This window comes from Streptomyces yunnanensis (assembly GCF_029011865.1).
Lineage (GTDB): Bacteria > Actinomycetota > Actinomycetes > Streptomycetales > Streptomycetaceae > Streptomyces > Streptomyces yunnanensis.
The window spans coordinates 5,347,629-5,371,756 of record NZ_CP095749.1 but is presented as its reverse complement, the minus strand read 5'-3'; the positions used below and the strand labels follow the sequence as shown (position 1 = coordinate 5,371,756).

The following is a 24,128-nucleotide window of genomic DNA, read 5'->3' as shown; positions in this document are numbered from 1 at the left end:
CACAGCATCGACCACGCACGACCAGGAGGGCCCCTTGCCGCCTCGAACCGACCAGCGAGCCGGCCTCGCATACGGCCTCGCCGCCTACACCATGTGGGGTCTGCTGCCGCTCTACTGGCACCTGTTGGGCGCCGCCGCGCCGTCCGAGATCCTCGCCCACCGGATGCTGTGGTCGCTGCCGGTCGCCCTGGTCATCCTGGCCGCGCTGCGCCGCTGGTCCTGGATACGCCCGCTGCTGCGGCAGCCCAAGAGGCTCGGGCTGGTCCTGGTCTGCGCCGTGGTGATCTCGCTGAACTGGTACCTCTACATCTGGGCGGTCAACGCCGGGCACGTCCTCGAAGCCTCGCTCGGATACTTCATCAACCCGCTGGTGAGCATCGCTTTCGGGGTGCTGGTGCTGCGCGAGCGGCTGCGGCCGCTGCAGTGGGCCGCGGTGGGCATCGGCGCCGTCGCCGTCGTGGTGATGACCATCGCCTACGGCCGGATGCCCTGGATCGCGCTCGGCCTGGCCCTGTCCTTCGCGACGTACGGGCTGGTGAAGAAGGGCATCAAGCTCGACGGGATCGAGGGCTTCAGCGCCGAGACCGCCCTCCAGGCGCTGCCGGCGCTGGGCTTCCTGATCTACCTCGGGGTGCACGGCGAGTCCTCCTTCGTCACCGGCGGGACGGGGCAGGCGCTGCTGCTCGCGGGGTGCGGGATCGCGACCGCGGTACCGCTGATCTGCTTCGGCGCCTCGGCGGTGCGGCTGCCGCTGACCACCGTCGGAATGCTCCAGTACCTGGCGCCGACCTTCCAGTTCCTGCTGGGCCTGACGGTCTTCCACGAAAAGATGCCGCCGGAGCGCTGGGCCGGCTTCGCGCTGGTGTGGGCGGCACTGGTGGTGCTGACCTGGGACGCGCTGCGGACCGCCCGGCGGGCGCGATCCGAGCTGGCCGCCGCGGGCGCGCGGGCCGGCGAAGCGGTCGCGGCGCAGGCCACACAGGCGGCGCAGGCCGGGCCCGCCGCCGCGGACCGGACCGCCCCGGAGCCGGACGCGCCGGGATCCGTCAGGCCGTGATGTCGCGGGTGGTGAACCGCGCCCAGGCCGCCGAGCCGAACACCGCCGCGTAGAGCGCCTGGAGGCCGAGGTTCCGCAGGATCCCGTCCAGATAGACCGGGTCGCGGAGCAGGTCCGCGAAGGACAGCCAGTAGTGCGGGAAGAGGTACGGCTGGATGGCCTGGAGCTGCGGTATGCCGTCCAGGATCTGGGTGGTGAGCACCAGGCCGACGGTCGTCGCCATGGCGGCGACGCCGCTGTCGGTGAGCGTGGAGACGAACAGGCCGAGGGCCGCCACCCCGAGCAGGGAGAGCGCCACGACGCCCGCGATGGCCAGCGCCCGCAGCAGCCCCTCGCCGAAGGATATGGACGTCCCCGAGAGCAGCGTCACCTTGCCCACGGGGAACAGCAGCGCCCCGGTGGCCAGCGCGGACAGCGCCACGACGAGGGTGCCCGCCAGGCAGAACGCCACGACCGTGACGAGCTTGGCGCACAGCAGGCGGGTACGGCCGGCGGGGGCGACCAGGAGGTAGCGCAGCGTCCCGGTGTGCGCCTCGCCGGCGAGGGCGTCGCCGGCCACCACCCCGACGGCCATCGGCAGGAACACCGGCAGCGTCACCGCGAGGGCGGTGAAGACCAGGAAGAGGCCGTTGCCGGCGATCCCGGCGAGGAACGCCGGACCGCCGCCGCCCCCGCCGTGCCGCCCGGCCTGGATCCGCACGGCGACACCCACCAGCACGGGGACGCCCGCCAGGACGGCCAGCAGCACCAGTGTGCGCCAGCGCCGGAAGGTCGTGGCGATCTCACTGCGCAGCAGGTCAGCCCGCAACATCGAATCCCTCCCCGGTCAGCCGGACGAAGGCGTCCTCCAGGGACGGCCGTTGGGTGCCGAAGGCCCGGACCCGGACGCCGGCGCGGACCAGCGCGGCGTTCAGCTCCGCCGGGTCCGGGGGCGCCGGGCCGTCCGGCGGCGCCTCGGGCAGTTCGCCGGTGACCCGGTCCCCGTCGGCCCGCAGACCGGTCAGGCCGTGCTCCTTGAGGACCCGGACGGCATCGGCCGGATCGGGCGTGGTCACCGCCAGGCGGCCGTGGCCGCCCGGGCCGAGGACCGCCGCGGTCAGACCGGCGACCGGCCCCTGCGTGACCAGCCGGCCCCGGGCCATCACCGCGGCGTGGGTGCAGACCTGCTCGATCTCGTCGAGGAGGTGGGAGGAGAGGAAGACGGTGGTGCCGTCCGCCGCCAGCTCCCGCACCAGGGCGCGGATCTCCCGCATGCCCTGCGGGTCCAGGCCGTTGGTCGGCTCGTCCAGCACCAGCAGCTCGCGGGGCTGGAGCAGGGCGGCGGCCAGCCCCAGGCGCTGCTTCATGCCCAGGGAGTAGGCGCGCGCCTTCTTGCCGGCCGCGGCGGCCAGGCCCACCCGGTCCAGCGCCCGACCGACCCGCTCGCTGCGGGTGCGGGGATCGGCGGCCGGGTCGGCGGCGTCGAACCGCCGCAGGTTGTCCCGCCCGCTGAGGAAGCCGTAGAGCGCCGGGCCCTCGATGAGCGCGCCGACCCGGGGGAGCACCTGGCGGACCGCGCCGGGCATCGGCCGGCCGAGCACCCGGGCGGTGCCGGCGGTCGGCTCGATCAGGCCCATCAGCATCCGGATGGTGGTGGTCTTGCCCGAGCCGTTGGGGCCGAGGAAGCCGAAGACGCTGCCGCGCGGCACGGCGAGGTCCAGCCCGTCGACGGCGGGCCGGCCGCCTCGGTAGGTCTTGGTCAGCCCCCGGGTCTCGATCACCCGGTGCTCGGCGTCCGGCGCCGCGCGCCCCTGGTCCGCGGCGGGTGGTGCTGGCACGGTCTCCCCCCCAACTCCTGGCGTACGGCGGCCCCTCGGGGCCGTGCGGCGGGGCGCGCGGACCGCGTACGGGCCGCGCCGCTCCCCCCGTCGGGAGGTGCGGCGCGGCCCGGCCGCCGCCGTGGGCCCCCTACTTCTTCGCGGCGTCGGCCGCGGCTATCAGGGCCTGCTTGTCGACGGCGCCGACGTAGACCGTGCCGTCGTCGGTCATCAGGGCGTTGACCAGGCGGGTGCTGAAGAGGTGGCCGGAGCCGAAGGAGCCGGTCACCTTGCTGCCCAGGCTGTCCAGGAACTTGCCGGCGTCGCCCTTGGCGAGCTGGTCCTTGCCGCCGGGCCCGGCGGGGGTCTTGAGCGTGGCGATGGACGTCCAGCCCTTGCCGACGACCTGGAAGCCGCCGCCCTTCGGACCCTTGCGGCCGTCGAGGCCCTTGTGGTCCTTGAGGCCCTTGAGCTCCTTCCCGTGCTCGCGGGCGGCCTGCTCCGCGGCCCGGTCGCCGTTGACCACCTTGGCGCCCTTGGGCGGGGTGAAGGCGAAGGTGTCCGCGGCCGGGCGGGCGAAGTCGACGCGGGTGTAGCCGACGTCGATCGCGGCCGGGCCACCGCTCTTGGGGGTGAGGGTGAACTTCAGCGGGACGCCGTTGGCGGCGTCCACCGCGACGCGGATCGAGCCGACCGTTGAGGCGGCCTGCTTGGGCTTGATGACGAGCTGGTAGGCGTCCCGCCCGGCGACCTTGGCGGTGTCGCCGACCGTCACCGAGGTGGTGTCCCCGGCAGCCTTCAGGGCCTCCTTGGCCAGGTCCTGCGGGGTGGCGTTCTGCAGGCCCTTGGGGAGGCCCTCGGGGGCGCCGCGGTGCGCACCGTGGTGGGCGTCCCGGGGGGCGGTGTGGTGCACGGCGCTGTTGCTGCCGCTGTCGTACGCCCAGACGTCCTTGCCGTTGTGGACGAGGGTGTAGTCGGCGGAATTGCCGACGATCGACACCCGCTGCTTGTCGGGGCCGTCGACGGCGACCCGCAGGGTGTGCGTGCCCGAGGCCAGCTCGGTCAGCTTGCTCTGCGGCGAGGCGGCACCGCCCGCGCCGTCCCGGCCCTGCCCGCCGCCGAAGCCGCCGGCGCCCATACCGGCCGGCAGGGCGGGCAGGCCGAGGTCCGTGGTGACCTGGACCGTGCCGGACAGCTGCTGGACATCGGACTTGGCGATCTTCGCTATCAGGTCCTGGGCGGAGATCTTCGGCAGGTCCGGAGAACCGGATCCGGCGAACGCCGGGACCAGCCCGATCGTCGCGGCCGTCACCCCCGCCACCGCGACCGGTACGGCGTACCGCATCGCCTTACGGCGCTTCGAGGAGCGCTCCCCGTCCCATTCCCCGGTGACCTCAGTCGGTTCGTTCCGTGGCATCTGGCCTACCTCCGTCGTGTGCGGCGGTGCTGTGTCGTCCACTCGTCCACCCGCCGGACCATGATGGCCCGCCCCGCCGCTTCGTGGTGTTCTCCATCCCACCAAAAACCGCGGATCCCGGCGTCAACCCTCAGGGCCAACTCCACGTACTGCTGAGGGATGACACCCGGCCACGAACAACCCGGCCTCGTACGCCGCCGGTCGCATCGTCCCGGGGACAGGCCCTAGGGGACGCCGCGTCGGCGGCTGCCGTCGGGCTCAGCCCGCGCGGTGCACCACCGTGTCGCACAGCTCTTCCAGGGCCGTCTTCGCCATGCACTCCGGCAGCGGCGCCAGCGTCGCGCGGGCGTCCTCGGCGTAGCGCACGGTGTCCCGGCGGGCCTGCTCCAGCGCCGGGTGGGCGCGCAGCCCGGCCAGCGCCTCGGCGTGCCGGGCGTCGTCGGTGAGGTCGCCGGCCAGCAGCTCGCACAGGGCGCGGTCCTCGGCGGTGCCGGCGCTGCTCTCGGCGAGCTCCCGCAGCCGCAGTACCGGCAGCGTCGGGATGCCCTCGCGCAGGTCCGTGCCGGGGGTCTTGCCGGACTCGTGGGAGTCGCTGGCGATGTCCAGGACGTCGTCGGCCAGCTGGAAGGCGGTGCCCAGCCGCTCGCCGTACTGGGTCAGGATGTTGACGGTGGTCTCGTCGGCGCCGGACATCATCGCGCCGAAGCGGCCAGCGACCGCGATCAGCGAGCCGGTCTTGCCCGCGATGACGTCGAGGTAGTGCTCGACCGGGTCGCGGCCGTCGCGCGGCCCCGCGGTCTCCAGGATCTGGCCGGTCACCAGGCGCTCGAACGCCTGGGCCTGGATCCGGACCGCCTCCGGGCCGAGGTCGGCGAGGATGTGCGAGGCGCGGGAGAAGAGGAAGTCGCCGGTCAGCACCGCGACGGAGTTGCCCCAGCGGGCGTTGGCGCTGGCCACTCCGCGGCGCACCTCGGCCTCGTCCATCACGTCGTCGTGGTAGAGCGTCGCCAGGTGCGTCAGCTCCACGACGACGGCCGCGGGGACCACACCGGGGCTGAAGGGGTCGCCGAACTGGGCGGCCAGCATCGCCAGCAGGGGCCGGAACCGCTTGCCCCCGGCGCGCACCAGGTGCTGTGCGGCCTCGGTGATGAACGGCACGTCGCTCTTGGTGGCCTCCAGCAGGCCCTCCTCGACAGCCGCCAATCCGGCCTGGACATCGGCTTCGAGAGCCTTGTCCCGCACGCTCAGCCCAATGGGCCCGACGACGGTCACGAGGGATACTCCTGTCTGCTGACGATCAAACTGAATGTCGATCTGTCGCTGTCTCCACCATTGGCCAGCGTATCCGGTCACGGTTGGATCACCACGAGCGCCCGCCCCCCCGAACCACTCGGCCAGCACAGAAGCCGTCCCGAAGGCACGTTCTTGATCCACCGCCCGATGCGGCATTTCTCCGGGAGAAATGGGGCGGCAGGGGCGTGAGGTGCCTCAAGAGCCTCTGATGTCACAGCAGTATCGGGCGAACCGCCCCCGGTGGAGGCCGCCACGCGCCGTCGGGCGGGCCGCGCCGTTCACTCTCTCCAGTAGCAAGCGGAGGGAGCTACTCCCGTTCCGGGCCCCGGACTCCCCTTCTGGGCCCCGGACTCCCCTTCCGAGTCCGGGAGCCACCTCCGCCCCGCGCCGCCCCCTTCGACCGCAGGCCCCGGAAGCCGGAGAAGGCAGAGAAGACAGAGGAGGCAGAGGAGGCAGAGGAGGCAGAGGAGACCTCCACTAGCCCTGCAAACCCAACAAACCCAACAAACCCCCGCAAGCCTGAACTGCGTGGTGCGGCAAGGTATTTCCCCTCTTCGGCGACCCGGCGCGCCCCGTCCTACCGGCCCGCCCGCCGCTTCCCGGCGCTTCCCGGCGCTTCCCGGCCCGCGACCGTCCGTTCCCGGCCGCGGGCCGCCCCGTTGATCGCCACCGGTCGTACCCTGATCGACGGACCCACCGGCCCACGGGGCGCCCGTCCCCGCTCTCCACCCGGTTCGCGCGGGGAGCCCCCGGCCGGCCGCCCACCGGCGACGACGAACGCGAGGAGCAGTGTCCATGCCCGTGCAGAGCCCGTTCGACCTGCCCGAAGGTGACCCCTTCGGCCCGCACACCCTCCCCTACGGCGTGTTCAGCACCGCCGACGCGCCCGACCTGCGCCGGCTCGGCGTCCGCTACGGCCGCCACGTCCTCGACCTGGCCGCCCTGCCGGACGCCCTGCCCGGCACCGTCCCCGCACCGCACGCCGCCCTGCTCACCGCCGCCTCCCTCAACCCCCTGCTGGCCGCCGGCCGTCCCGTCTGGCAGGCGGTCCACGCGGCCGTCCGCGCCGCGCTGACCGACCCCGCGCACCGCACCGCGGTGGCCCCGCTGCTGCGCCCGCTCGACGACGTCACCCTGCGTCTGCCCTTCGAGGTCGCCGACTACGTCGACTTCTACTCCAGCGAGCACCACGCCACCAACGTCGGCCGGATCTTCCGCCCCGACGGCGCCGCGCTGCCGCCCAACTGGAAGCACCTGCCGATCGGTTACCACGGCCGGGCCGGCACCGTCGTGGTCTCCGGCACCCCCGTGGTGCGACCGCACGGCCAGCGCAAGGCCCCGGCCGATCCCGCGCCGGTCTTCGGCCCGTCCACTCGCCTGGACATCGAGGCCGAGGTCGGCTTCGTCGTCGGCACACCCTCCGCGCTGCACGCGCCGGTGGGCCTGGACGCCTTCCGGGAGCACGTCTTCGGCGTCTGCCTGGTCAACGACTGGTCCGCGCGCGACATCCAGGCGTGGGAGTACGTGCCGCTCGGCCCGTTCCTCGGCAAGTCCTTCGCGACCTCCGTCTCGGCCTGGATCACCCCGCTGGACGCCTTCGACGCGTCCCGGACGGCGCCGCCCGCCCGGGACGTGGCACCGCTGCCGTACCTGGACGACGCCGCCACCGAGCCGGGCGGCCTCGACCTGCGCATCGAGGTGCGGCTCAACGGCCAGGTGATCTCCCGGCCGCCGTTCGCCGCGATGTACTGGACGGCCGCCCAGCAGCTGGCCCACATGACCGTCAACGGCGCGTCGTTGCGCACCGGCGACCTCTACGCCTCCGGCACCGTCTCCGGGCCCGAACCCGACCAGCTCGGCTGCCTGCTGGAGCTCACCCGGGGCAAGGGCCCCTACCTCCAGGACGGCGACGAGATCACCCTCACCGCCTGGGCACCCGGCCCGGACGGCGCCCGGATCGGGCTCGGCGAGGTCACCGGACGGGTGCTGCCCGCCGCGGAACTGCCCGCCGGCCGCCCGGCCTGACCGACCGCCCGGCCCGTCAAGGCGGCGCCGGACGCCGTCCGCCCCGCGCCGCTCGGCCGCCGTCCGCCCCGGCCCGCTGCTAGCCTCGCGTCACCTGTCCCACAACGGAGGAGACGTACGTGCGCAAGGCAGCGCAGTTCGCCGGGGCGGCCGCCATCGCCGCACTGCTGCTCAGCGGTTGCGGAAGCAGCGGCGACAGCGGCAAGGACGCGACCACCCCGAGCAAGGCGCCACAGGACGCCCCGTCGACCGCGGGCGGCGGCGACGGCAAGGCCGCGGACCCCACCGCGGTCGAGGGCGCCTGGAAGGGCGGCACGCCGGCCAGCCCGCTGGTCCTGGTGGTCGCCCAGGGCACCGTCGCGTTCAGCAACGGACACAAGTCCGCCTGCATGGGCAAGGTCGAGAAGATGGCCGGGATGACCATGGCCGTCCTCAAGTGCACCGACGGCGACACCACCCGCACCATGGGCACCCTCAAGCCGGGCGCGGACGGCAAGACGCTGACCGTCGACTGGAAGAGCGGCCCGACCGAGAAGTACACCAAGACCGACGACGGCAGCATCAAGGTCCCGGACATGCCCAAGCTCCCGGACGTGCCCAAGAGCTGACCGCGCCCCCGTCCTCCCGCACAACGGCCGCCGCCCGGCTCCCCCTCTCGGGGGCGCCGGGCGGCGGTCGCGCGCGACGGGCGGGTCAGCGGATGAAGATCCCCGCGTGCCCGGCCAGATCGAGGAAGTACTGCGGCGCCAGGCCCAGCACCAGCGTGGCCGCGACGCCGACCGCGATGGCGGTGGACGTCAGGACGCTGGGCACCGCGACCGTCGGGCCGTCCGCCTTCGGCTCGCTGAAGAACATCAGCACGATCACCCGGATGTAGAAGAACGCCGCGATCGCCGAGGAGATCACACCGACCACCACCAGCCAGCCCGCGCCGCTCTCCGCCGCCGCCTTGAACACCGCGAACTTCCCGGCGAACCCGGACGTCAGCGGGATGCCCGCGAAGGCCAGCAGGAACACCGCGAAGACCGCGGCCACCAGGGGCGAACGCCGCCCCAGCCCGGCCCACTTGGACAGGTGGGTGGCCTCGCCGCCGGCGTCCCGGACCAGCGTCACCACGGCGAACGCGCCGAGCGTGACGAAGGAGTAGGCCGCCAGGTAGAAGAGCACCGAGGAGATGCCGTCCTGGCTGGCGGCGATGACACCGGCGAGGATGAATCCGGCGTGCGCGATGGAGGAGTACGCCAGCAGCCGCTTGATGTCGGTCTGGGTGATGGCCAGCACCGCGCCGCCCAGCATGGTCAGGATCGCCACGCCCCACATCACCGGCCGCCAGTCCCAGCGCATGCCGGGCAGGACGACGTACAGCAGCCGCAGCAGCGCACCGAACGCGGCGACCTTGGTGGCGGCCGCCATGAAGCCCGTCACCGGCGTCGGGGCGCCTTGGTAGACGTCCGGCGTCCACATGTGGAAGGGCACCGCGCCGACCTTGAACAGCAGGCCCATCAGCACCAGCGCGCCGCCGATCAGCAGCAGCGCGTCGTTGCCCATCGTGTCGGCCAGCGCCGGGTCGACCTGCCGGGCGCCGTCCGAGATCACCTCGGCGATCCCGGCGTACGACACGGTGCCGGCGTAGCCGTAGAGCAGCGCCACGCCGAACAGCAGGAAGGCCGAGGAGAAGGCGCCGAGCAGGAAGTACTTCACCGCGGACTCCTGCGAGAGCAGCCGCTGGCGGCGGGCCAGCGCGCACAGGATGTACAGCGGGAGGGAGAAGACCTCCAGCGCGATGAAGAGCGTCAGCAGGTCGTTGGCGGACGGGAAGATCAGCATGCCGCCGACCGCGAAGAGCAGCACCGGGAAGACCTCGGTGGTGGTCAACCCCGCCTTGACCGCGGCCTGTTCGGCCTCGCCGCCGGGGACGGCGGCGGCCTGCGCGGCGAAGGAGTCCACTCTCTTGCCGTGCGCCACCGGGTCCAGCCGCCGCTCGGCGAAGGTGAAGACCGCGATCAGCGACACCAGCAGGATCGTGCCCTGGAGGAACAGCGCGGGGCCGTCCACGGCGATCGCGCCCATCGCGGCGAGGTGCGCCTTGGACGAGCCGAAGCCACCGGCCGCCAGGCCGATCACCGCGGCGAACGCGGCGGCCAGCGCCACCACGGACAGCAGCACCTGCGCGTAGTAGCGGCTGCGGCGCGGCAGGAACGCCTCGATCAGGACGCCGACGATCGCGGCACCGAGGATGATCAGCGTCGGCGACAGCTGGACGTACTCGATCCGCGGGGCCGGGATCCTGCCCGGCGCCCCGGCCGCCGCCGTCCACAGGCTGTGGACGCTTGCCACGGAACTCACTTCGCGGCCTCCACGTCTTGGGTCTGCGCGGTCCCGCCGTGCCGGCCTCCGCCGGGCACGGCGTCCACCCGCACGGTGGGCTTGGGGTCCTTCTTGTCCACGACGGACAGGGTGTGCTGGACCGCCGGGTTGACGAGGTCGGTGAGCGGCTTGGGGTACACCCCGAGGAAGAGCAGCAGCGCGATCAGCGGCGCGACCACCACCAGCTCCCGCACCTTCAGGTCGGGCATCGCCCGGACCTCGGTGGCCACCGGGCCGGTCATCGTCCGCTGGTAGAGGACGAGGACGTAGAGCGCGGCCAGGACGATGCCGAGGGTGGCGATGATCCCGATCACCGGATAGCGGCTGAACGTGCCGACCAGGACCAGGAATTCACTGATGAAGGGGGCCAGACCGGGCAGCGACAGGGTGGCCAGGCCGCCGACGAGGAAGGTGCCGGCGAGGACCGGGGCCACCTTCTGGACACCGCCGTAGTCCGCGATCAGTCGGGAGCCGCGGCGGCTGATCAGGAAACCGGCCACCAGCATCAGCGCGGCGGTCGAGATGCCGTGGTTGACCATGTAGAGCGTCGCGCCGCCCTGGCCCTGGGACGTCATCGCGAAGATGCCCAGGATGATGAAGCCGAAGTGGGAGATCGAGGCGTAGGCGATCAGCCGCTTGATGTCCCGCTGGCCGACCGCGAGCAGCGCGCCGTAGACGATGCTGATCAGCGACAGCACCAGGATGACCGGGGTGGCCCAGCTGCTGGCCTCCGGGAAGAGCTGGAGGCAGAAGCGCAGCATCGCGAAGGTGCCGACCTTGTCGACCACCGCGGTGATCAGCACCGCGACCGGCGAGGTCGCCTCGCCCATGGCGTTGGGCAGCCAGGTGTGCAGCGGCCACAGCGGCGCCTTCACCGCGAAGGCGAAGAAGAAGCCGAGGAACAGCAGCCGCTCGGTGCCGGTGCCGAGGGTCAGCGCGCCGGACGCCCGGGCCTGGACGATCTGCGGGAGCGAGAAGGTGCCGGCGCCCAGTTGGTGCGCGGTGACGGCGTACAGCCCGATCACCGCGGCCAGCATGATCAGACCGCCGACGAGGTTGTAGAGCAGGAACTTCACCGCGGCGTACGACCGCTGGGCCGCGGCCTGCTGCTCGCCGCGCCCGCCGGCCCGGTCCCCGAAGCCGCCGATGAGGAAGTACATCGGGATCAGCATGGCTTCGAAGAAGATGTAGAAGAGGAAGACGTCGGTGGCCTCGAAGGAGAGCACCACCATCGCCTCGACGGCCAGGATCAGCGCGAAGAAGCCCTGCGTGGGGCGCCAACTGTAGGGGCGGTTGGGCTCCGCGCCCTCATTGGGGCCTCCCCTGCTCGAACGAAGCTGAGAGCTTGGGGAAGGATCGGCGTCGTGCCAGCCCGCCAGGATGACGAACGGGATCAGCAGCGCGGTCAGGGCGATCAGCGCGACCGCGATGCCGTCCACCCCGAGGTCGTAGCGCACCCCGAAGTCCCGGATCCAGGCGTGGGATTCGGTGAGCTGGAACGGGCCCTTGGCACCGGGGTCGAAGCGCACCGCGATCACGGCCGCCAGCGCCAGGGTGGCCAGCGAGAACAGCAGCGCCAGCCACTTGGCGGCGGTGCGCTTGGCGGCGGGCACCGCGGCGGTGGCGATCGCACCGATCGCCGGTACCACGGCGGTCGCCGTCAGCAGGGGAAACGACATGGCTCAGACACCCCTCATCAGCAGGGTCGCGGCGACGAGAACGGCGGCCCCGCCCAGCATCTGGACCGCGTACGAGCGGACGAAGCCGGTCTGCAACTGGCGCAGCCGGCTGGAGAGTCCGCCCATCGCGGCCGCCGTGCCGTTGACCGCGCCGTCCACCAGGGAGTGGTCGAGATAGACCAGCGTGCGGGTCAGGTGCTCGCCGCCGCGCACCAGCACGACGTGGTTGAAGTCGTCCTGCAGCAGATCGCGACGGGCCGCCCGGGTCAGCAGCGAACCGCGCGGGGCGGTGGCCGGCACCTCCTTGCGGCCGTACATCAGCCAGGCGATGCCGACGCCGATCGCCAGCACCACCATCGTGGCGGCGGTGACCACGCCGGCGCTCACCGGGGAGTGGCCGTGCGCGAAGGAGGTGACCGGCTCCAGCCAGCGGACGAAGGCGTCGCCCACGCTGAACAGCCCGCCCGCGAAGACCGATCCGACCGCCAGCACGATCATCGGGACCGTCATCACCTTCGGCGACTCGTGCGGGTGGAACTCCTCCGGGTCCCACCGCTTCTCCCCGAAGAAGGTCATCAGCATCACCCGCGTCATGTAGAACGCGGTGATCGCGGCGCCCAGGAGGGCCGCGCCGCCGAGGATCCAGCCCTCGGTGCCGCCGCGGGCGAACGCCGCCTCGATGATCTTGTCCTTGGAGAAGAAGCCGGACAGCCCGGGGAAGCCGATGATGGCCAGATAGCCGAGCCCGAAGGTGACGAAGGTGACCGGCATGTACCGGCGCAGACCGCCGTAACGGCGCATGTCCACCTCGTCGTTCATCCCGTGCATCACGGAACCGGCGCCGAGGAAGAGCCCCGCCTTGAAGAAGCCGTGGGTGACCAGGTGCATGATCGCGAAGGCGTAGCCGATCGGGCCCAGGCCGGCGGCCAGGACCATGTAGCCGATCTGCGACATCGTCGAACCGGCCAGCGCCTTCTTGATGTCGTCCTTGGCGCAACCGACGATCGCACCGAACAGCAGGGTGACCGCGCCGACCACGACCACGGCGGTCTGCGCGTCCGGCGCGAGGTTGAAGATCGCCCCGGAGCGGGTGATCAGGTACACCCCGGCGGTGACCATCGTGGCGGCGTGGATCAGCGCCGACACCGGGGTCGGGCCCTCCATCGCGTCGCCCAGCCAGGACTGCAGCGGCACCTGGGCCGACTTGCCGCAGGCGGCCAGCAGCAGCACCAGCCCGATGGCGGTCAGCCTGCCCTCGGAGGCGTCACCGGCGGCGGCGAACACCGGCCCGAAGGCGAACGTGCCGAACGTCGTGAACATCAGCATGATCGCGATGGACAGGCCCATGTCGCCGACGCGGTTGACCAGGAACGCCTTCTTCGCGGCGGTCGCCGCACTGGGCTTGTGCTGCCAGAACCCGATGAGCAGGTACGACGCCAGGCCCACGCCCTCCCAACCGACGTACAGCAGGAGGTAGTTGTCGGCGAGGACGAGCAGCAGCATCGCCGCCAGGAAGAGGTTGAGGTAGCCGAAGAAGCGGCGGCGCCGCTCGTCGTGCTCCATGTAGCCGATCGAGTAGATGTGGATCAGCGAGCCGACACCCGTGATCAGCAGGACGAAGGTCATCGACAACTGGTCGAGCTGGAAGGCGACATCGGCCCGGAATCCGCCGACCGGGATCCAGCTGAACAGGTGCTGGTGCAGCGCCCGGTGCTCGGCGCCCTTGCCGAGCATGTCGGCGAAGAGCACCACCGCGACGGCGAACGAGGCCACCGCCAGGAGCGAACCGATCCAGTGGCCGGTGCGGTCCAGGCGTTTGCCGCCGCACAACAGCAGGGCCGCACCGACCAGCGGTGCCGCGACAAGCAGCGCGATCAAGTTCTCCACTTTGTGCGACCCCTTACAGCTTCATCAGGCTGGCGTCGTCGACCGAGGCCGAATGACGGGTGCGGAAGATCGACACGATGATGGCCAGGCCGACCACGACCTCCGCCGCGGCGACGACCATCGTGAAGAAGGCGATGATCTGGCCGTCCAGATTCCCGTGCATCCGCGAGAAGGTGACAAAGGCGAGGTTGCAGGCGTTCAGCATCAGCTCGATGCACATGAACACCACGATGGCGTTCCGCCTGATCAGCACGCCGGCCGCGCCGATGGTGAACAGCAGGGCGGCGAGGTAGAGGTAGTAGACCGGGTTCACTTCTGCGCCTCCTCCTTCGGTGCCGCGGGGCCGGGCCGCTTCTTGCCCGGGCGGCCGGACTCCCGCCCCAGCCACTCCTCGGACCGCTGCTCCAGCGCCTTGAGCTCGGCCAGCGACTGGCCGGAGACGTCCCGGACCTGGCCGCGCTCGCGCAACGTCGGACTGACCGTCAGCTCGGAGGGGGTACCGTCCGGCAGCAGGCCGGGGATGTCGACCGCGTTGTGCCGGGCATAGACGCCCGGGGCGGGGAGCGGCGTCACCTGCCTGCCCTCGCGGATCCGGGCCTCGGAGCGCTCCCGCTGGGTCCGGGCGCGCTCGGTGCGCTCCCGGTGGGTGAGCACCATCGCGCCGACCACCGCGGTGATCAGCAGCGCACCGGTGATCTCGAAGGCGAAGACGTACTTGGTGAAGATGAGGGCGGCCAGGCCCTGCACGTTGCCGCCGGCGTTGGCGTCGCCCAGGCCGTTGAACTCCTTGAGCGAGGCGTTGCCGATCCCGGCGATCAGCAGGATGCCGAAGCCGACGCCCAGCCCGGCGGCGAGCCAACGCTGGCCCTTGAGCGTCTCCTTGAGGGAGTCCGCGGCGGTGACGCCGACCAGCATCACGACGAACAGGAACAGCATCATGATCGCGCCGGTGTAGACCACGACCTGCACGACGCCGAGGAAGTAAGCGCCGTTGGCCAGATAGAAGACCGCCAGGACGATCATGGTCCCGGCGAGCGAGAGGGCGCTGTGCACGGCCCGCCTCATCATGATCGTGCACAGCGCGCCGGCCACGGCGACGATGCCCAGGATCCAGAACTGCACGGCCTCCCCCGAGGAGGCCGCGGCGGCCAGGCCCGTCATGCGTGCGCCTCCTCGCCCGGGGCGTCCTGCTTCTCGGAGCGCTCGACCGCCGCGTCCTTGGGCCGTTCGCCCTTGGAGACCGCGACCTGCCGGACCGTGCCCGGCGCGGCCTCCGTCACCAGCCCGTTGTAGTAGTCCCGTTCCGTCATGCCCGGGTGGATCGCGTGCGGCGAGTCGACCATCCCCTCCGACAGGCCCACCAGCAGCTCTTCCTTGGTGTAGATGAGCGAGGCGCGGGAGCGGTCGGCGAGTTCGTACTCGTTGGTCATGGTGAGCGCGCGGGTCGGGCACGCCTCCACGCACAGGCCGCACAGGATGCAGCGGAGGTAGTTGATCTGGTAGACGGCGCCGTACCGCTCACCCGGGGAGTAGCGCTCCTCGTCGGTGTTGTCCGCGCCCTCGACATAGATCGCGTCCGCCGGGCAGGCCCAGGCGCACAGCTCGCAGCCGATGCACTTCTCCAAACCGTCCGGATGCCGGTTGAGTTGGTGCCGGCCGTGGAAACGCGGCGCCGTCGGCTTCTTCTCCTCGGGGTACTGCTCGGTCAGCCGCTTCTTGAACATGGCCTTGAAGGTCACGCCGAAGCCGGCCACCGGGTTCTGGAACTCAGGCACCGTCGCCCCCCTTTCCGTCGCTCTCATCGCCCTCACTCACAGTGTCCACCCGACCACTGACAATCAACTCTCCGTCTCCCCGGCGCGGACGGCGGTGCGGCACCGGCGGCAGGCTCTGCCCGGGCAGCGGTGGCACCGGGAAGCCACCGGCCATCGGGTCGAAGGAGGTGTCGCCGTCGGTCTCGCCCTCCGGCTCGACGCGCCGGAAGAAGTCCACGACCAGCGAGATCAGCAGCAGCGCCACCGCACCGCCGCCCACGTACAGCACGATCTGGGAGAAGTCGAAGCCCTCGTTCTTCAGCGCCCGGACGGTGGCGACGAGCAGCAGCCACACCATCGACACCGGGATGAGGACCTTCCAGCCCAGCCGCATCAGTTGGTCGTAGCGGACCCGGGGCAGGGTGCCGCGCAGCCAGATGAAGAAGAACAGCAGCAGCTGCACCTTGAGGACGAACCAGAGCATCGGCCACCAGCCGTGGTTCGCGCCCTCCCAGAACGTCGAGATCGGCCACGGCGCCCGCCAGCCGCCGAGGAAGAGGGTGACCGCGACCGACGAGACGGTGACCATGTTGACGTACTCGGCGAGCATGAACATCGCGAACTTGATGGACGAGTACTCGGTGTTGAAGCCGCCGACGAGGTCGCCCTCGGACTCCGGCATGTCGAACGGCGCGCGGTTGGTCTCCCCCACCATCGTCACGATGTAGATGAGGAACGACACCGGCAGCAGCAGCACGTACCACTTGTTCGCCTGCGACTCCACGATGGTCGACGTCGACATCGACCCGGAGTAGAGGAAGACCGACGCGAACGCCGCGCCCATCGCGATCTCGTAGGAGATCATCTGCGCGCACGACCGCAGACCGCCCAGCAGCGGGTACGTCGAACCGGACGACCAACCCGCCAGCACGATCCCGTAGATGCCGACCGAGGCCGTGGCCAGGATGTAGAGGACGCCGATCGGGAGGTCGGTGAGCTGCATCGGGGTGCGGTGGCCGAAGATCGAGATCTCGTTGTCCGCCGGGCCGAAGGGGATCACCGCGATCGCCATGAACGCCGGGATCGCCGCCACGATCGGCGCGAGGATGTACACCGCCTTGTCGGCGCCCCGGACGACCAGGTCCTCCTTCAGCATCAGCTTGACGCCGTCGGCCAGGGACTGGAGCATCCCCCAGGGCCCGTGCCGGTTGGGCCCGATCCGCAGCTGCATCCAGGCGACGACCTTGCGCTCCCAGACGATGGAGAACAGCACCGTCAGCATCAGGAACGCGAAGCAGAACACCGCCTTGATGACGACCAGCCACCACGGGTCGCGCCCGAACATCGACAGGTCCTCCTGGGCGGCCAGCGCGGCCACCGGAAAACCGGGATGGTGCATCATGCGTCCACCTCCTTGGCCGGCGCCGGCGTATGGGATGCGGCGACCTTCACCAGCTCACCGGGGTGCGCCCCGGTGTCGGCGGCGACGCCACCCCCCACGGAATTCAGCGGCAGCCACACCACCCGGTCGGGCATCCGCGTGATCTGGAGCGGCAGTCGGACGGAGCCGGCCGGGCCGGTGACCGCCAGCAGGTCCCCGTCCGCGACGCCGGTCTCCCGGGCGGTGGCCTGCGACAGGCGGGCGACCGCGGCGTGCCGGGTGCCGGCCAGCGCCTCGTCGCCCTCCTGGAGCAGCCCCTGGTCCAACAGGAGCCGGTGCCCGGCCAGTACGGCCTCGCCGGCGCCCGGGCGGGGCAGCGGCCGGCCCGTCTCCCGCGGTTCGCCGGCGTACGGGCCGCGCCAACCACCGAGCCGGTCCAGCTCCCGGCGCACGGCGTGCACGTCCGGCAGGTCCAGGGCGCCCGCGGCGGGCCCGCCCTCGACCCCCGCCATCGCGTCGGCGAGCATCTGCAGGACCCGGGCGTCCGGCAGGAGCTGCCGGCGGGTCATCTGGTCCGGCTTGAGCGCGGCCTCGAACGACCGGGCCCGGCCCTCCCAGTTGAGGAAGGTGCCGGCCTTCTCGACCACCGCCGCCACCGGCAGGACCACGTCCGCCCGCGCGGTGACCTGCGAGGGCCGCAGCTCCAGGCTGACCAGGAAGCCGACCTCGTCCAGTGCGGCCAGGGCCCGCGCCGGATCGGGCAGATCGGCCACCTCCACCCCCGCCACCAGCAGGGCGGCCAGCTCGCCGGTGGCCGCGGCCTCGACGATCTGGCCGGTGTCCCGCCCGTGCCGGTGCGGCAGCGTGGCCACGCCCCAGGCGGCGGCGACCTCGTCCCGGGCCACCGGGTCGGTGGCCGGCCGGCCACCGGGCAGCAGCCCGGGCAGCGCCCCGGCTTCGACGGCACCGCGCTCGCCCGCCCGGCGCGGCATCCACACCAGGTGCGCGCCGGTGGCGGTGGCGGTGCGCAGCGCGGCGGTCAGCGCCCCGGGCACCGTCGCCAGCCGCTCGCCGACGAGGATCACCGCACCGTCCGCGCGCAGCGCCTCGGCCGCGGCCCGGCCCTCGCCGTCCAGGCCCGCCCGTCGCCCACCACCGCCCTCCCCGGGAAGGCGCTCCGCGCCTGCTGCCTCGTCGCCCGCGAGCGCGTCCAGCCATTCGGTCTCGGTGCCGGGCGCCGCCGGCAGCAGCTTCCCGCCGGCCTTGATCAGCCCGCGGGTGGCGTGGCTGGCCAGCCCCCAGGTGCGCTGGCCGTGCGTGCGGTGCGCCTTGCGCAGCCGCAGGAAGACGCCGGGCGCCTCCTCCTCCGCCTCGATCCCGGCCAACAGGACGGCCGGCGCCTGCTCCAGCGCGGTGTACGTGACGCCCCCGCCGTCGAGGTCCCGGCCGCGGCCGGCGACGTGGGCGGCGAGGAAGTCGGCCTCCTCGGCGCTGTGCGGCCGGGCCCGGAAGTCGATGTCGTTGGTGTGCAGCGCGACCCGGGCGAACTTGGCGTAGGCGTAGGCGTCCTCGACGGTCAGCCGGCCGCCGGTCAGGACGCCGGCGCGGCCCCGGGCGGCGGCCAGGCCGCGGGCCGCGGCCTCCAGCGCCGCCGGCCAGCTCGCCGGCTCCAGTTCACCGGACTCGGCGTTGCGCACCAGCGGGTGCTCCAGCCGGTCCCGCGCCTGCGCGTACCGGAAGGCGAACCGCCCCTTGTCGCAGATCCACTCCTCGTTGACCTCGGGGTCGTTCGCCGCCAGCCGCCGCAGGACCCGGCCCCGGCGGTGGTCGGTGCGGGTCGCGCAGCCGCCCGCGCAGTGCTCGCACACCGACGGGGAGGAGACCAGGTCGAAGGGGCGGGAGCGGAAGCGGTACGCGGCCGAGGTGAGCGCGCCCACCGGGCAGATCTGGATGGTGTTCCCGGAGAAGTACGACTCGAAGGGGTCGCCCTCACCGGTGCCGACCTGCTGGAGGGCGCCGCGCTCGATCAGCTCGATCATCGGGTCGCCGGCGATCTGGTTGCTGAAGCGGGTGCACCGCGCGCACAGCACGCACCGCTCGCGGTCCAGCAGCACCTGCGTGGAGATCGGCACCGGCTTCTCGTAGGTGCGCTTCTTGCCCTCGAAGCGGGTGTCGGGGTCGCCGACCTGCATCGCCTGGTTCTGCAGCGGGCACTCGCCGCCCTTGTCGCAGATCGGGCAGTCCAGCGGGTGGTTGATCAGCAGCAGCTCCATCACGCCGCGCTGCGCCTTCTCGGCCACCGGGGAGGTCAGCTGGGTGCGGACCACCATCCCGTCGGTGCAGGTGATGGTGCAGGAGGCCATCGGCTTGCGCTGGCCCTCGACCTCGACGATGCACTGCCGGCAGGCGCCCGCAGGGTCCAGCAGCGGGTGGTCGCAGAAGCGCGGGATCTCGATGCCGAGGAGTTCGGCGGCCCGGATGACCAGCGTCCCCTTGGGGACGGAGATCTCGATGCCGTCGATCGTCAGGGTGACGAGGTCCTCCGGTGGCACCGCCGCCGCACCGCCCCCGTCGGGGCGTCGGCCCGCGGTGGAGCCGCTGTTGGACTGCAGTACGGTCATGCGTTCACCCCCAGGTGAGCGTCGTTGTCGGCCCAGAGGGTCGACTTGGCGGGGTCGAAGGGACAGCCCTTGCCGGTGACGTGCTCCTCGTACTCCGCGCGGAAGTACTGGAGCGAGGAGAAGATCGGCGAGGCGGCGCCGTCGCCGAGGGCGCAGAAGGACTTGCCGTTGATGTTGTCGGCGATGTCGCCGAGCTTGTCGAGGTCTTCGAGTCGGCCCTTGCCGGCCTCGATGTCGCGGAGCAACTGCACCAGCCAGTACGTCCCTTCACGGCACGGGGTGCACTTGCCGCAGGACTCGTGGGCGTAGAACTCGGTCCAGCGGGTGACCGCGCGGACGACGCAGGTGGTCTCGTCGAAGCACTGCAGCGCCTTGGTGCCGAGCATCGAGCCGGCCGCGCCGACGCCCTCGTAGTCGAGCGGGACGTCGAGGTGCTCCTCGGTGAACATCGGGGTCGAGGAGCCGCCCGGCGTCCAGAACTTCAGCCGGTGCCCCGGGCGCATGCCGCCGCTGATGTCGAGCAGCTGGCGCAGCGTGATCCCCAACGGGCCTTCGTACTGGCCGGGGTTGGCGACGTGGCCACTGAGCGAGTAGAGCGTGAAGCCCGGGGACTTCTCGCTGCCCATCGTCCTGAACCAGTCCTTGCCCTTGTTGAGGATCGCGGGAACCGAAGCGATGGATTCGACGTTGTTCACCACAGTGGGGCAGGCGTAGAGGCCGGCCACCGCGGGGAAGGGGGGACGCAGACGGGGTTGGCCGCGACGGCCCTCCAGGGAGTCCAGCAGCGCGGTTTCCTCACCGCAGATGTACGCGCCGGCGCCCGCGTGCACCGTGACGTCCAGGTCGAGGCCCGAGCCGAGGACGTCCTTGCCGAGGTAGCCCGCCGCGTACGCCTCGCGCACGGCCTCGTGCAGCCGGCGCAGGACGGGCACGACCTCGCCGCGCAGATAGATGAAGGCACGGTTCGACCGGATCGCGTGACAGGCGATCACGATCCCCTCGATGAGGGCATGCGGGTTGGCGAAGAGGAGCGGGATGTCCTTGCAGGTCCCGGGCTCCGACTCGTCGGCGTTGACAACGAGATAGTGCGGTTTGCCGTCGCCCTGCGGGATGAACTGCCATTTCATCCCGGTCGGGAAGCCGGCGCCGCCACGGCCGCGGAGCCCGGAGTCCTTGACGTAGGCGATGACGTCGTCCGGGGCCATCGCGAGGGCCTTGCGTGCGCCTTGGTAGCCCTCGTGACGCAGATACGTCTCCAGGGTCCAGGACTCGGGGGCGTCCCAGAAGGCGGAGAGGACGGGGGCGAGGACCTTCTCCGGACTGGTCGGTCCTCCGGCGTGCGGCCGGGAGGCCCCGCCGAACTCGGCTGCCACGGTCATCACTCCCCCTCCTCGTGGGTCGGGCCGGCGGCCTCGTCGGTCGGGCCGTCCGCGGTGGCGCGCGGCGAGACGACGTGGTCGGCGTGACCGGGCGGTGACTCGCCCCGGGCCAGCCGCAGTCCGACCAGGGAGGCGGGGCCGGCACCGCCGGTCGCCGCGACGGCGCCGGGCCGGGTGTCGGGGAAGCCGGCGAGGATCCGGGCGGTCTCCTTGAAGGAGCAGAGCGGGGCGCCGCGGGTGGGTTCGACGGTCCGGCCGGCCCGCAGGTCGTCGACGAGCTGCCGGGCGGAGCGGGGGGTCTGGTTGTCGAAGAACTCCCAGTTGACCATCACGACGGGGGCGAAGTCGCAGGCGGCGTTGCACTCGATGTGTTCCAGGGTGATCGCGCCGTCGTCGGTGGTCCCGCCGTTGTCGACGCCGAGGTGCTCCTTGAGCTCCTCGAAGATGGCGTCGCCGCCCATCACCGCGCACAGGGTGTTGGTGCAGACCCCGACCTGGTAGTCGCCGCCGGGCTTGCGGCGGTACATGGAGTAGAAGGTCGAGACGGCGGTGACCTCGGCGGTGGTCAGCCCCAGCTGTTCGGCGCAGAAGCGGATGCCGGTGCGGGTGACGTAGCCGTCCTCGGCCTGGACGAGGTGGAGCAGCGGCAGCAGCGCCGAGCGGGAGTCGGGGTAGCGCGCGATCACCTCCTCGGCGTCCGCGGCGAGCCGGGCCTTGACGTCGGCCGGGTAGTCGGGTGCCGGAAGCCGGGGCATCCCCAGCTGGACGTCCTTGGGTGCCGGAGTGGCGTTCACCGGTCGACGCCTCCCATCACGGGGTCGATGGACGCGACGGCGACGATGACGTCGGCGACCTGGCCGCCTTCACACATCGCTGCCATGGCCTGCAGGTTGGTGAAGGACGGGTCGCGGAAGTGCACCCGGTAGGGCCGGGTGCCGCCGTCGCTGACCACGTGCACGCCCAGCTCGCCCTTGGGCGACTCGACGGCGGCGTACGCCTGTCCTGGCGGGACCCGGAAGCCCTCCGTCACCAGCTTGAAGTGGTGGATCAGGGCCTCCATCGAGGTGCCCATGATCTTCTTGATGTGGTCGAGGGAATTGCCGAGGCCGTCGGGGCCGAGCGCCAACTGGGCGGGCCAGGCGATCTTCTTGTCGGCGACCATCACCGGCCCCGGCTCCAGCCGGTCCAGGCACTGTTCGACGATCCTCAGCGACTGGCGCATCTCCTCCAGCCGGATCAGGAACCGGCCGTAGGCATCGCAGGTGTCGGCTGTCGGCACCTCGAAGTCGTAGGTCTCGTATCCACAGTACGGCTGTGCCTTGCGCAGGTCATGGGGCAGTCCGGCGGAGCGGACGATGGGCCCGGTGGCCCCGGTGGCCATGCAGCCGGCCAGGTCGAGGTAGCCGACGTCCTCCATGCGCGCCTTGAAGACCGGGTTGCCGGTGGCGAGCTTGTCGTACTCGGCCATGTTCCTGCGCATCTTCTTGACGAAGGCGCGGACCTGGTCGACGGCGCCGGGCGGCAGGTCCTGGGCGAGGCCGCCGGGGCGGATGTAGGCGTGGTTCATCCGCAGACCGGTGATCAGCTCGTAGATGTCGAGGATCAGCTCCCGGTCGCGGAAGCCGTAGATCATGATCGTGGTGGCGCCCAGCTCCATGCCGCCGGTGGCGATGCACACCAGGTGGGAGGAGAGCCGGTTGAGCTCCATCAGCAGCACGCGGATCGCGGTGGCCCGGTCCGGGACGTCGTCGGTGATGCCGAGCAGCTTCTCCACGGCCAGGCAGTACGCCGTTTCGTTGAAGAACGGCGTGAGGTAGTCCATCCGCGTCACGAAGGTGGTGCCCTGCGTCCAGGTCCGGAATTCGAGGTTCTTCTCGATGCCGGTGTGCAGGTAGCCGATGCCGCAGCGGGCCTCGGTGACGGTCTCGCCGTCGATCTCCAGGATCAGCCGGAGCACGCCGTGGGTGGAGGGGTGCTGCGGCCCCATGTTGACGATGATCCGCTCGTCGTCGGACTTCGCGGCGGCCGCGGCGATCTCGTCCCAGTCGCCACCGGTGACGGTGTAGACGGGGCCCTCGGTGGTCTCGCGGACGGATGCGCGGGACGCCTCGCTGGGAGTGCTCATCAGGTGTACGACCTCCGCTGGTCGGGAGCAGGGATCTGCGCGCCCTTGTACTCGACGGGGATGCCGCCGAGGGGGTAGTCCTTGCGCTGCGGGAAGCCCTGCCAGTCGTCCGGCATCATGATCCGCGTGAGCGCGGGGTGCCCGTCGAAGATCAGGCCGAAGAAGTCGTAGGTCTCGCGCTCGTGCCAGTCGTTGGTCGGGTAGATCTCGACGATCGACGGCAGGTGCGGGTCGGCGTCGGGGGCGGTGACCTCCAGCCGGATCAGCCGGTTGTGGGTGATCGACCGCAGGTGGTAGACGGCGTGCAGCTCACGGCCCTTGTCGCCGGGGTAGTGGACGCCGCTGACGCCGGTGCACAGCTCGAAGCGGAGCGCGGGGTCGTCGCGCAGGGTCCGGGCGACGGCCGGCAGGTACTGCCGCTGGACGTGGAAGGTGACCTCGCCGCGGTCCACCACGGTCTTCTCGATGACGTTCTCGGGGACCAGGCCCTGTTCGTCGAGGGCGCCCTCCAGCTCGTCGGCGATCTCGTCGAACGTGCCGTAGCCCTCCCCGGCGCCGGCCGGTCCGCCGTAGGGCCGGGTGCTGGCGCCGGGCAGCCGGACGGTGCGGACCAGCCCGCCGTAACCGGAGGTGTCCCCGCCGTTGTCGGCGCCGAACATCCCGCGGCGGGTGCCGATCACCTCGCCGGTGTCCGCGCGCTGCGCCGGGACGGCCTCTTCGGGGGCGTCCGGGTTCGGGGGGTTCGTCGGCTCGCTCACCGCAGCAGCCCCTTCTTCTCCGACAGGGAGGGTTTCCGGGCGGAGCGGTCCATCTCGATCAGCGGCAGCGCCTTGAGGGCCGCCGCCTCCTCCTCGTGGGCCGCCCGCACCGCGTTGACGCCGAGCTTGCCGGTCTGGATCTTCTTGTGGAGCTTGAGGATGGCGTCCATGAGCATCTCGGGGCGCGGCGGGCAGCCCGGCAGATAGATGTCGACGGGGACGATGTGGTCGACGCCCTGCACGATCGCGTAGTTGTTGAACATGCCGCCCGAGGAGGCGCAAACCCCCATGGAGATCACCCACTTCGGGTCCGGCATCTGGTCGTAGACCTGCCGCAGCACCGGCGCCATCTTCTGGCTCACCCGGCCGGCCACGATCATCAGGTCGGCCTGCCGGGGCGAGCCGCGGAAGACCTCCATGCCGAAGCGGGCCAGGTCGTAGCGCCCGGCGCCGGTGGTCATCATCTCGATGGCGCAGCAGGCCAGCCCGAAGGTCGCGGGGAAGACCGATGACTTGCGCACCCAGCCCGCGGCCTGCTCGACAGTGGTCAGCAAAAAGCCGCTGGGCAGCTTCTCTTCCAGTCCCATGG

At 71.7% G+C, this 24,128-nt stretch carries 20 protein-coding genes; 3 read left to right on the top strand and 17 right to left on the bottom strand.

Annotation, left to right across the window (positions count from 1 at the left end):
- Positions 1 to 34: 34 nt before the first annotated feature.
- Positions 35 to 1,057: an EamA family transporter RarD gene (gene rarD, locus MOV08_RS23390; RefSeq protein ID WP_275308739.1), complete on the top strand. Its 1,023-nt coding sequence runs from the start codon at positions 35 to 37 to the stop codon at positions 1,055 to 1,057.
- Here rarD and MOV08_RS23385 read toward each other — a convergent pair.
- From MOV08_RS23385 to MOV08_RS23370, 4 genes are all read right to left on the bottom strand, one after another.
- Positions 1,047 to 1,868, bottom strand: a complete 822-nt coding sequence (locus MOV08_RS23385; RefSeq protein WP_039635246.1) for an ABC transporter permease — start codon at positions 1,866 to 1,868, stop codon at positions 1,047 to 1,049. The two genes, rarD and MOV08_RS23385, sit on opposite strands and share 11 nt — an antisense overlap.
- Positions 1,855 to 2,874, bottom strand: a complete 1,020-nt coding sequence (locus MOV08_RS23380) for an ABC transporter ATP-binding protein (protein WP_052286842.1) — start codon at positions 2,872 to 2,874, stop codon at positions 1,855 to 1,857. The genes MOV08_RS23385 and MOV08_RS23380 overlap by 14 nt, the downstream gene beginning before the upstream one ends.
- Positions 2,875 to 3,004: 130 nt before the next feature.
- Positions 3,005 to 4,270, bottom strand: a complete 1,266-nt coding sequence (locus tag MOV08_RS23375) for a LolA family protein (RefSeq protein ID WP_275308738.1) — start codon at positions 4,268 to 4,270, stop codon at positions 3,005 to 3,007.
- Between the two features lie 258 nt (positions 4,271 to 4,528).
- A complete protein-coding gene (locus tag MOV08_RS23370) occupies positions 4,529 to 5,542 on the bottom strand; it encodes a polyprenyl synthetase family protein (RefSeq protein ID WP_039635241.1) in 1,014 nt (337 codons plus the stop codon).
- Positions 5,543 to 6,358: 816 nt separating this feature from the next.
- On the opposite strand from MOV08_RS23370, the gene fahA reads away from it, so the two are divergent.
- Together fahA and MOV08_RS23360 are read left to right on the top strand one after the other, a co-directional pair.
- Positions 6,359 to 7,588, top strand: coding sequence for a fumarylacetoacetase (fahA, locus tag MOV08_RS23365; protein WP_275308737.1), 1,230 nt, complete (start codon positions 6,359 to 6,361; stop codon positions 7,586 to 7,588).
- Positions 7,589 to 7,707: 119 nt separating this feature from the next.
- Entirely contained in the window at positions 7,708 to 8,196 is a 489-nt protein-coding gene (locus tag MOV08_RS23360; RefSeq protein ID WP_275308736.1) for a hypothetical protein, read from the top strand.
- An 85-nt stretch (positions 8,197 to 8,281) separates the two neighbouring features.
- Here the strand turns inward: MOV08_RS23360 and nuoN are convergent, their stop codons facing one another.
- From nuoN to MOV08_RS23295, 13 genes are read right to left on the bottom strand one after another with little or no spacing between them, the layout of a single operon-like run.
- Positions 8,282 to 9,934 (bottom strand): NADH-quinone oxidoreductase subunit NuoN, encoded by a 1,653-nt coding sequence (nuoN, locus tag MOV08_RS23355; RefSeq protein ID WP_275308735.1) that lies wholly within the window; start codon positions 9,932 to 9,934, stop codon positions 8,282 to 8,284.
- On the bottom strand, positions 9,931 to 11,634 hold the full coding sequence (locus MOV08_RS23350; RefSeq protein WP_039635233.1) for an NADH-quinone oxidoreductase subunit M: 1,704 nt from the start codon (positions 11,632 to 11,634) through the stop codon (positions 9,931 to 9,933). Before MOV08_RS23350 ends, nuoN begins: the two co-directional genes overlap by 4 nt.
- Positions 11,635 to 11,637: 3 nt before the next feature.
- Entirely contained in the window at positions 11,638 to 13,521 is a 1,884-nt protein-coding gene (nuoL, locus tag MOV08_RS23345; RefSeq protein WP_275308734.1) for an NADH-quinone oxidoreductase subunit L, read from the bottom strand.
- 13 nt (positions 13,522 to 13,534) lie between these two features.
- Entirely contained in the window at positions 13,535 to 13,834 is a 300-nt protein-coding gene (gene nuoK / locus MOV08_RS23340; protein WP_016573026.1) for an NADH-quinone oxidoreductase subunit NuoK, read from the bottom strand.
- Complete coding sequence (locus MOV08_RS23335; protein WP_039635227.1) at positions 13,831 to 14,682, bottom strand: NADH-quinone oxidoreductase subunit J; 852 nt, start codon at positions 14,680 to 14,682, stop codon at positions 13,831 to 13,833. The genes nuoK and MOV08_RS23335 overlap by 4 nt, the downstream gene beginning before the upstream one ends.
- On the bottom strand, positions 14,679 to 15,296 hold the full coding sequence (gene nuoI / locus MOV08_RS23330; protein ID WP_203232567.1) for an NADH-quinone oxidoreductase subunit NuoI: 618 nt from the start codon (positions 15,294 to 15,296) through the stop codon (positions 14,679 to 14,681). The genes MOV08_RS23335 and nuoI overlap by 4 nt, the downstream gene beginning before the upstream one ends.
- Positions 15,289 to 16,677, bottom strand: a complete 1,389-nt coding sequence (gene nuoH / locus MOV08_RS23325) for an NADH-quinone oxidoreductase subunit NuoH (RefSeq protein ID WP_039635223.1) — start codon at positions 16,675 to 16,677, stop codon at positions 15,289 to 15,291. Before nuoH ends, nuoI begins: the two co-directional genes overlap by 8 nt.
- Complete coding sequence (locus MOV08_RS23320; protein ID WP_275308733.1) at positions 16,674 to 19,277, bottom strand: NADH-quinone oxidoreductase subunit G; 2,604 nt, start codon at positions 19,275 to 19,277, stop codon at positions 16,674 to 16,676. Before MOV08_RS23320 ends, nuoH begins: the two co-directional genes overlap by 4 nt.
- Complete coding sequence (gene nuoF / locus MOV08_RS23315; RefSeq protein WP_275308732.1) at positions 19,274 to 20,656, bottom strand: NADH-quinone oxidoreductase subunit NuoF; 1,383 nt, start codon at positions 20,654 to 20,656, stop codon at positions 19,274 to 19,276. The genes MOV08_RS23320 and nuoF overlap by 4 nt, the downstream gene beginning before the upstream one ends.
- Positions 20,656 to 21,450 carry an NADH-quinone oxidoreductase subunit NuoE gene (gene nuoE / locus MOV08_RS23310; protein ID WP_420834202.1) on the bottom strand — a complete coding sequence of 265 codons (795 nt, stop codon included), beginning with the start codon at positions 21,448 to 21,450 and terminating at the stop codon, positions 20,656 to 20,658. The genes nuoF and nuoE overlap by 1 nt, the downstream gene beginning before the upstream one ends.
- The gene (locus MOV08_RS23305; RefSeq protein ID WP_039635215.1) at positions 21,447 to 22,781 is read right to left on the bottom strand and encodes an NADH-quinone oxidoreductase subunit D; all 1,335 of its coding nucleotides are present in this window, start codon (positions 22,779 to 22,781) and stop codon (positions 21,447 to 21,449) included. Before MOV08_RS23305 ends, nuoE begins: the two co-directional genes overlap by 4 nt.
- Entirely contained in the window at positions 22,781 to 23,539 is a 759-nt protein-coding gene (locus tag MOV08_RS23300; RefSeq protein WP_039635214.1) for an NADH-quinone oxidoreductase subunit C, read from the bottom strand. The genes MOV08_RS23305 and MOV08_RS23300 overlap by 1 nt, the downstream gene beginning before the upstream one ends.
- Positions 23,536 to 24,126 (bottom strand): NuoB/complex I 20 kDa subunit family protein, encoded by a 591-nt coding sequence (locus tag MOV08_RS23295; protein ID WP_039635212.1) that lies wholly within the window; start codon positions 24,124 to 24,126, stop codon positions 23,536 to 23,538. The genes MOV08_RS23300 and MOV08_RS23295 overlap by 4 nt, the downstream gene beginning before the upstream one ends.
- Positions 24,127 to 24,128: the final 2 nt, after the last annotated feature.

Coding starts and splice junctions, on each gene's coding strand:
- MOV08_RS23385 (WP_039635246.1), bottom strand. CDS start 1,868: ATGTTGCGGGCTGACCTGCTGCGCAGTGAGATCGCCACGACCTTCCGG.
- MOV08_RS23375 (WP_275308738.1), bottom strand. CDS start 4,270: ATGCCACGGAACGAACCGACTGAGGTCACCGGGGAATGGGACGGGGAG.
- fahA (WP_275308737.1), top strand. CDS start 6,359: ATGCCCGTGCAGAGCCCGTTCGACCTGCCCGAAGGTGACCCCTTCGGC.
- MOV08_RS23350 (WP_039635233.1), bottom strand. CDS start 11,634: ATGTCGTTTCCCCTGCTGACGGCGACCGCCGTGGTACCGGCGATCGGT.
- MOV08_RS23335 (WP_039635227.1), bottom strand. CDS start 14,682: ATGACGGGCCTGGCCGCCGCGGCCTCCTCGGGGGAGGCCGTGCAGTTC.
- nuoH (WP_039635223.1), bottom strand. CDS start 16,677: ATGATGCACCATCCCGGTTTTCCGGTGGCCGCGCTGGCCGCCCAGGAG.
- MOV08_RS23320 (WP_275308733.1), bottom strand. CDS start 19,277: ATGACCGTACTGCAGTCCAACAGCGGCTCCACCGCGGGCCGACGCCCC.
- nuoF (WP_275308732.1), bottom strand. CDS start 20,656: ATGACCGTGGCAGCCGAGTTCGGCGGGGCCTCCCGGCCGCACGCCGGA.
- MOV08_RS23305 (WP_039635215.1), bottom strand. CDS start 22,781: ATGAGCACTCCCAGCGAGGCGTCCCGCGCATCCGTCCGCGAGACCACC.
- MOV08_RS23295 (WP_039635212.1), bottom strand. CDS start 24,126: ATGGGACTGGAAGAGAAGCTGCCCAGCGGCTTTTTGCTGACCACTGTC.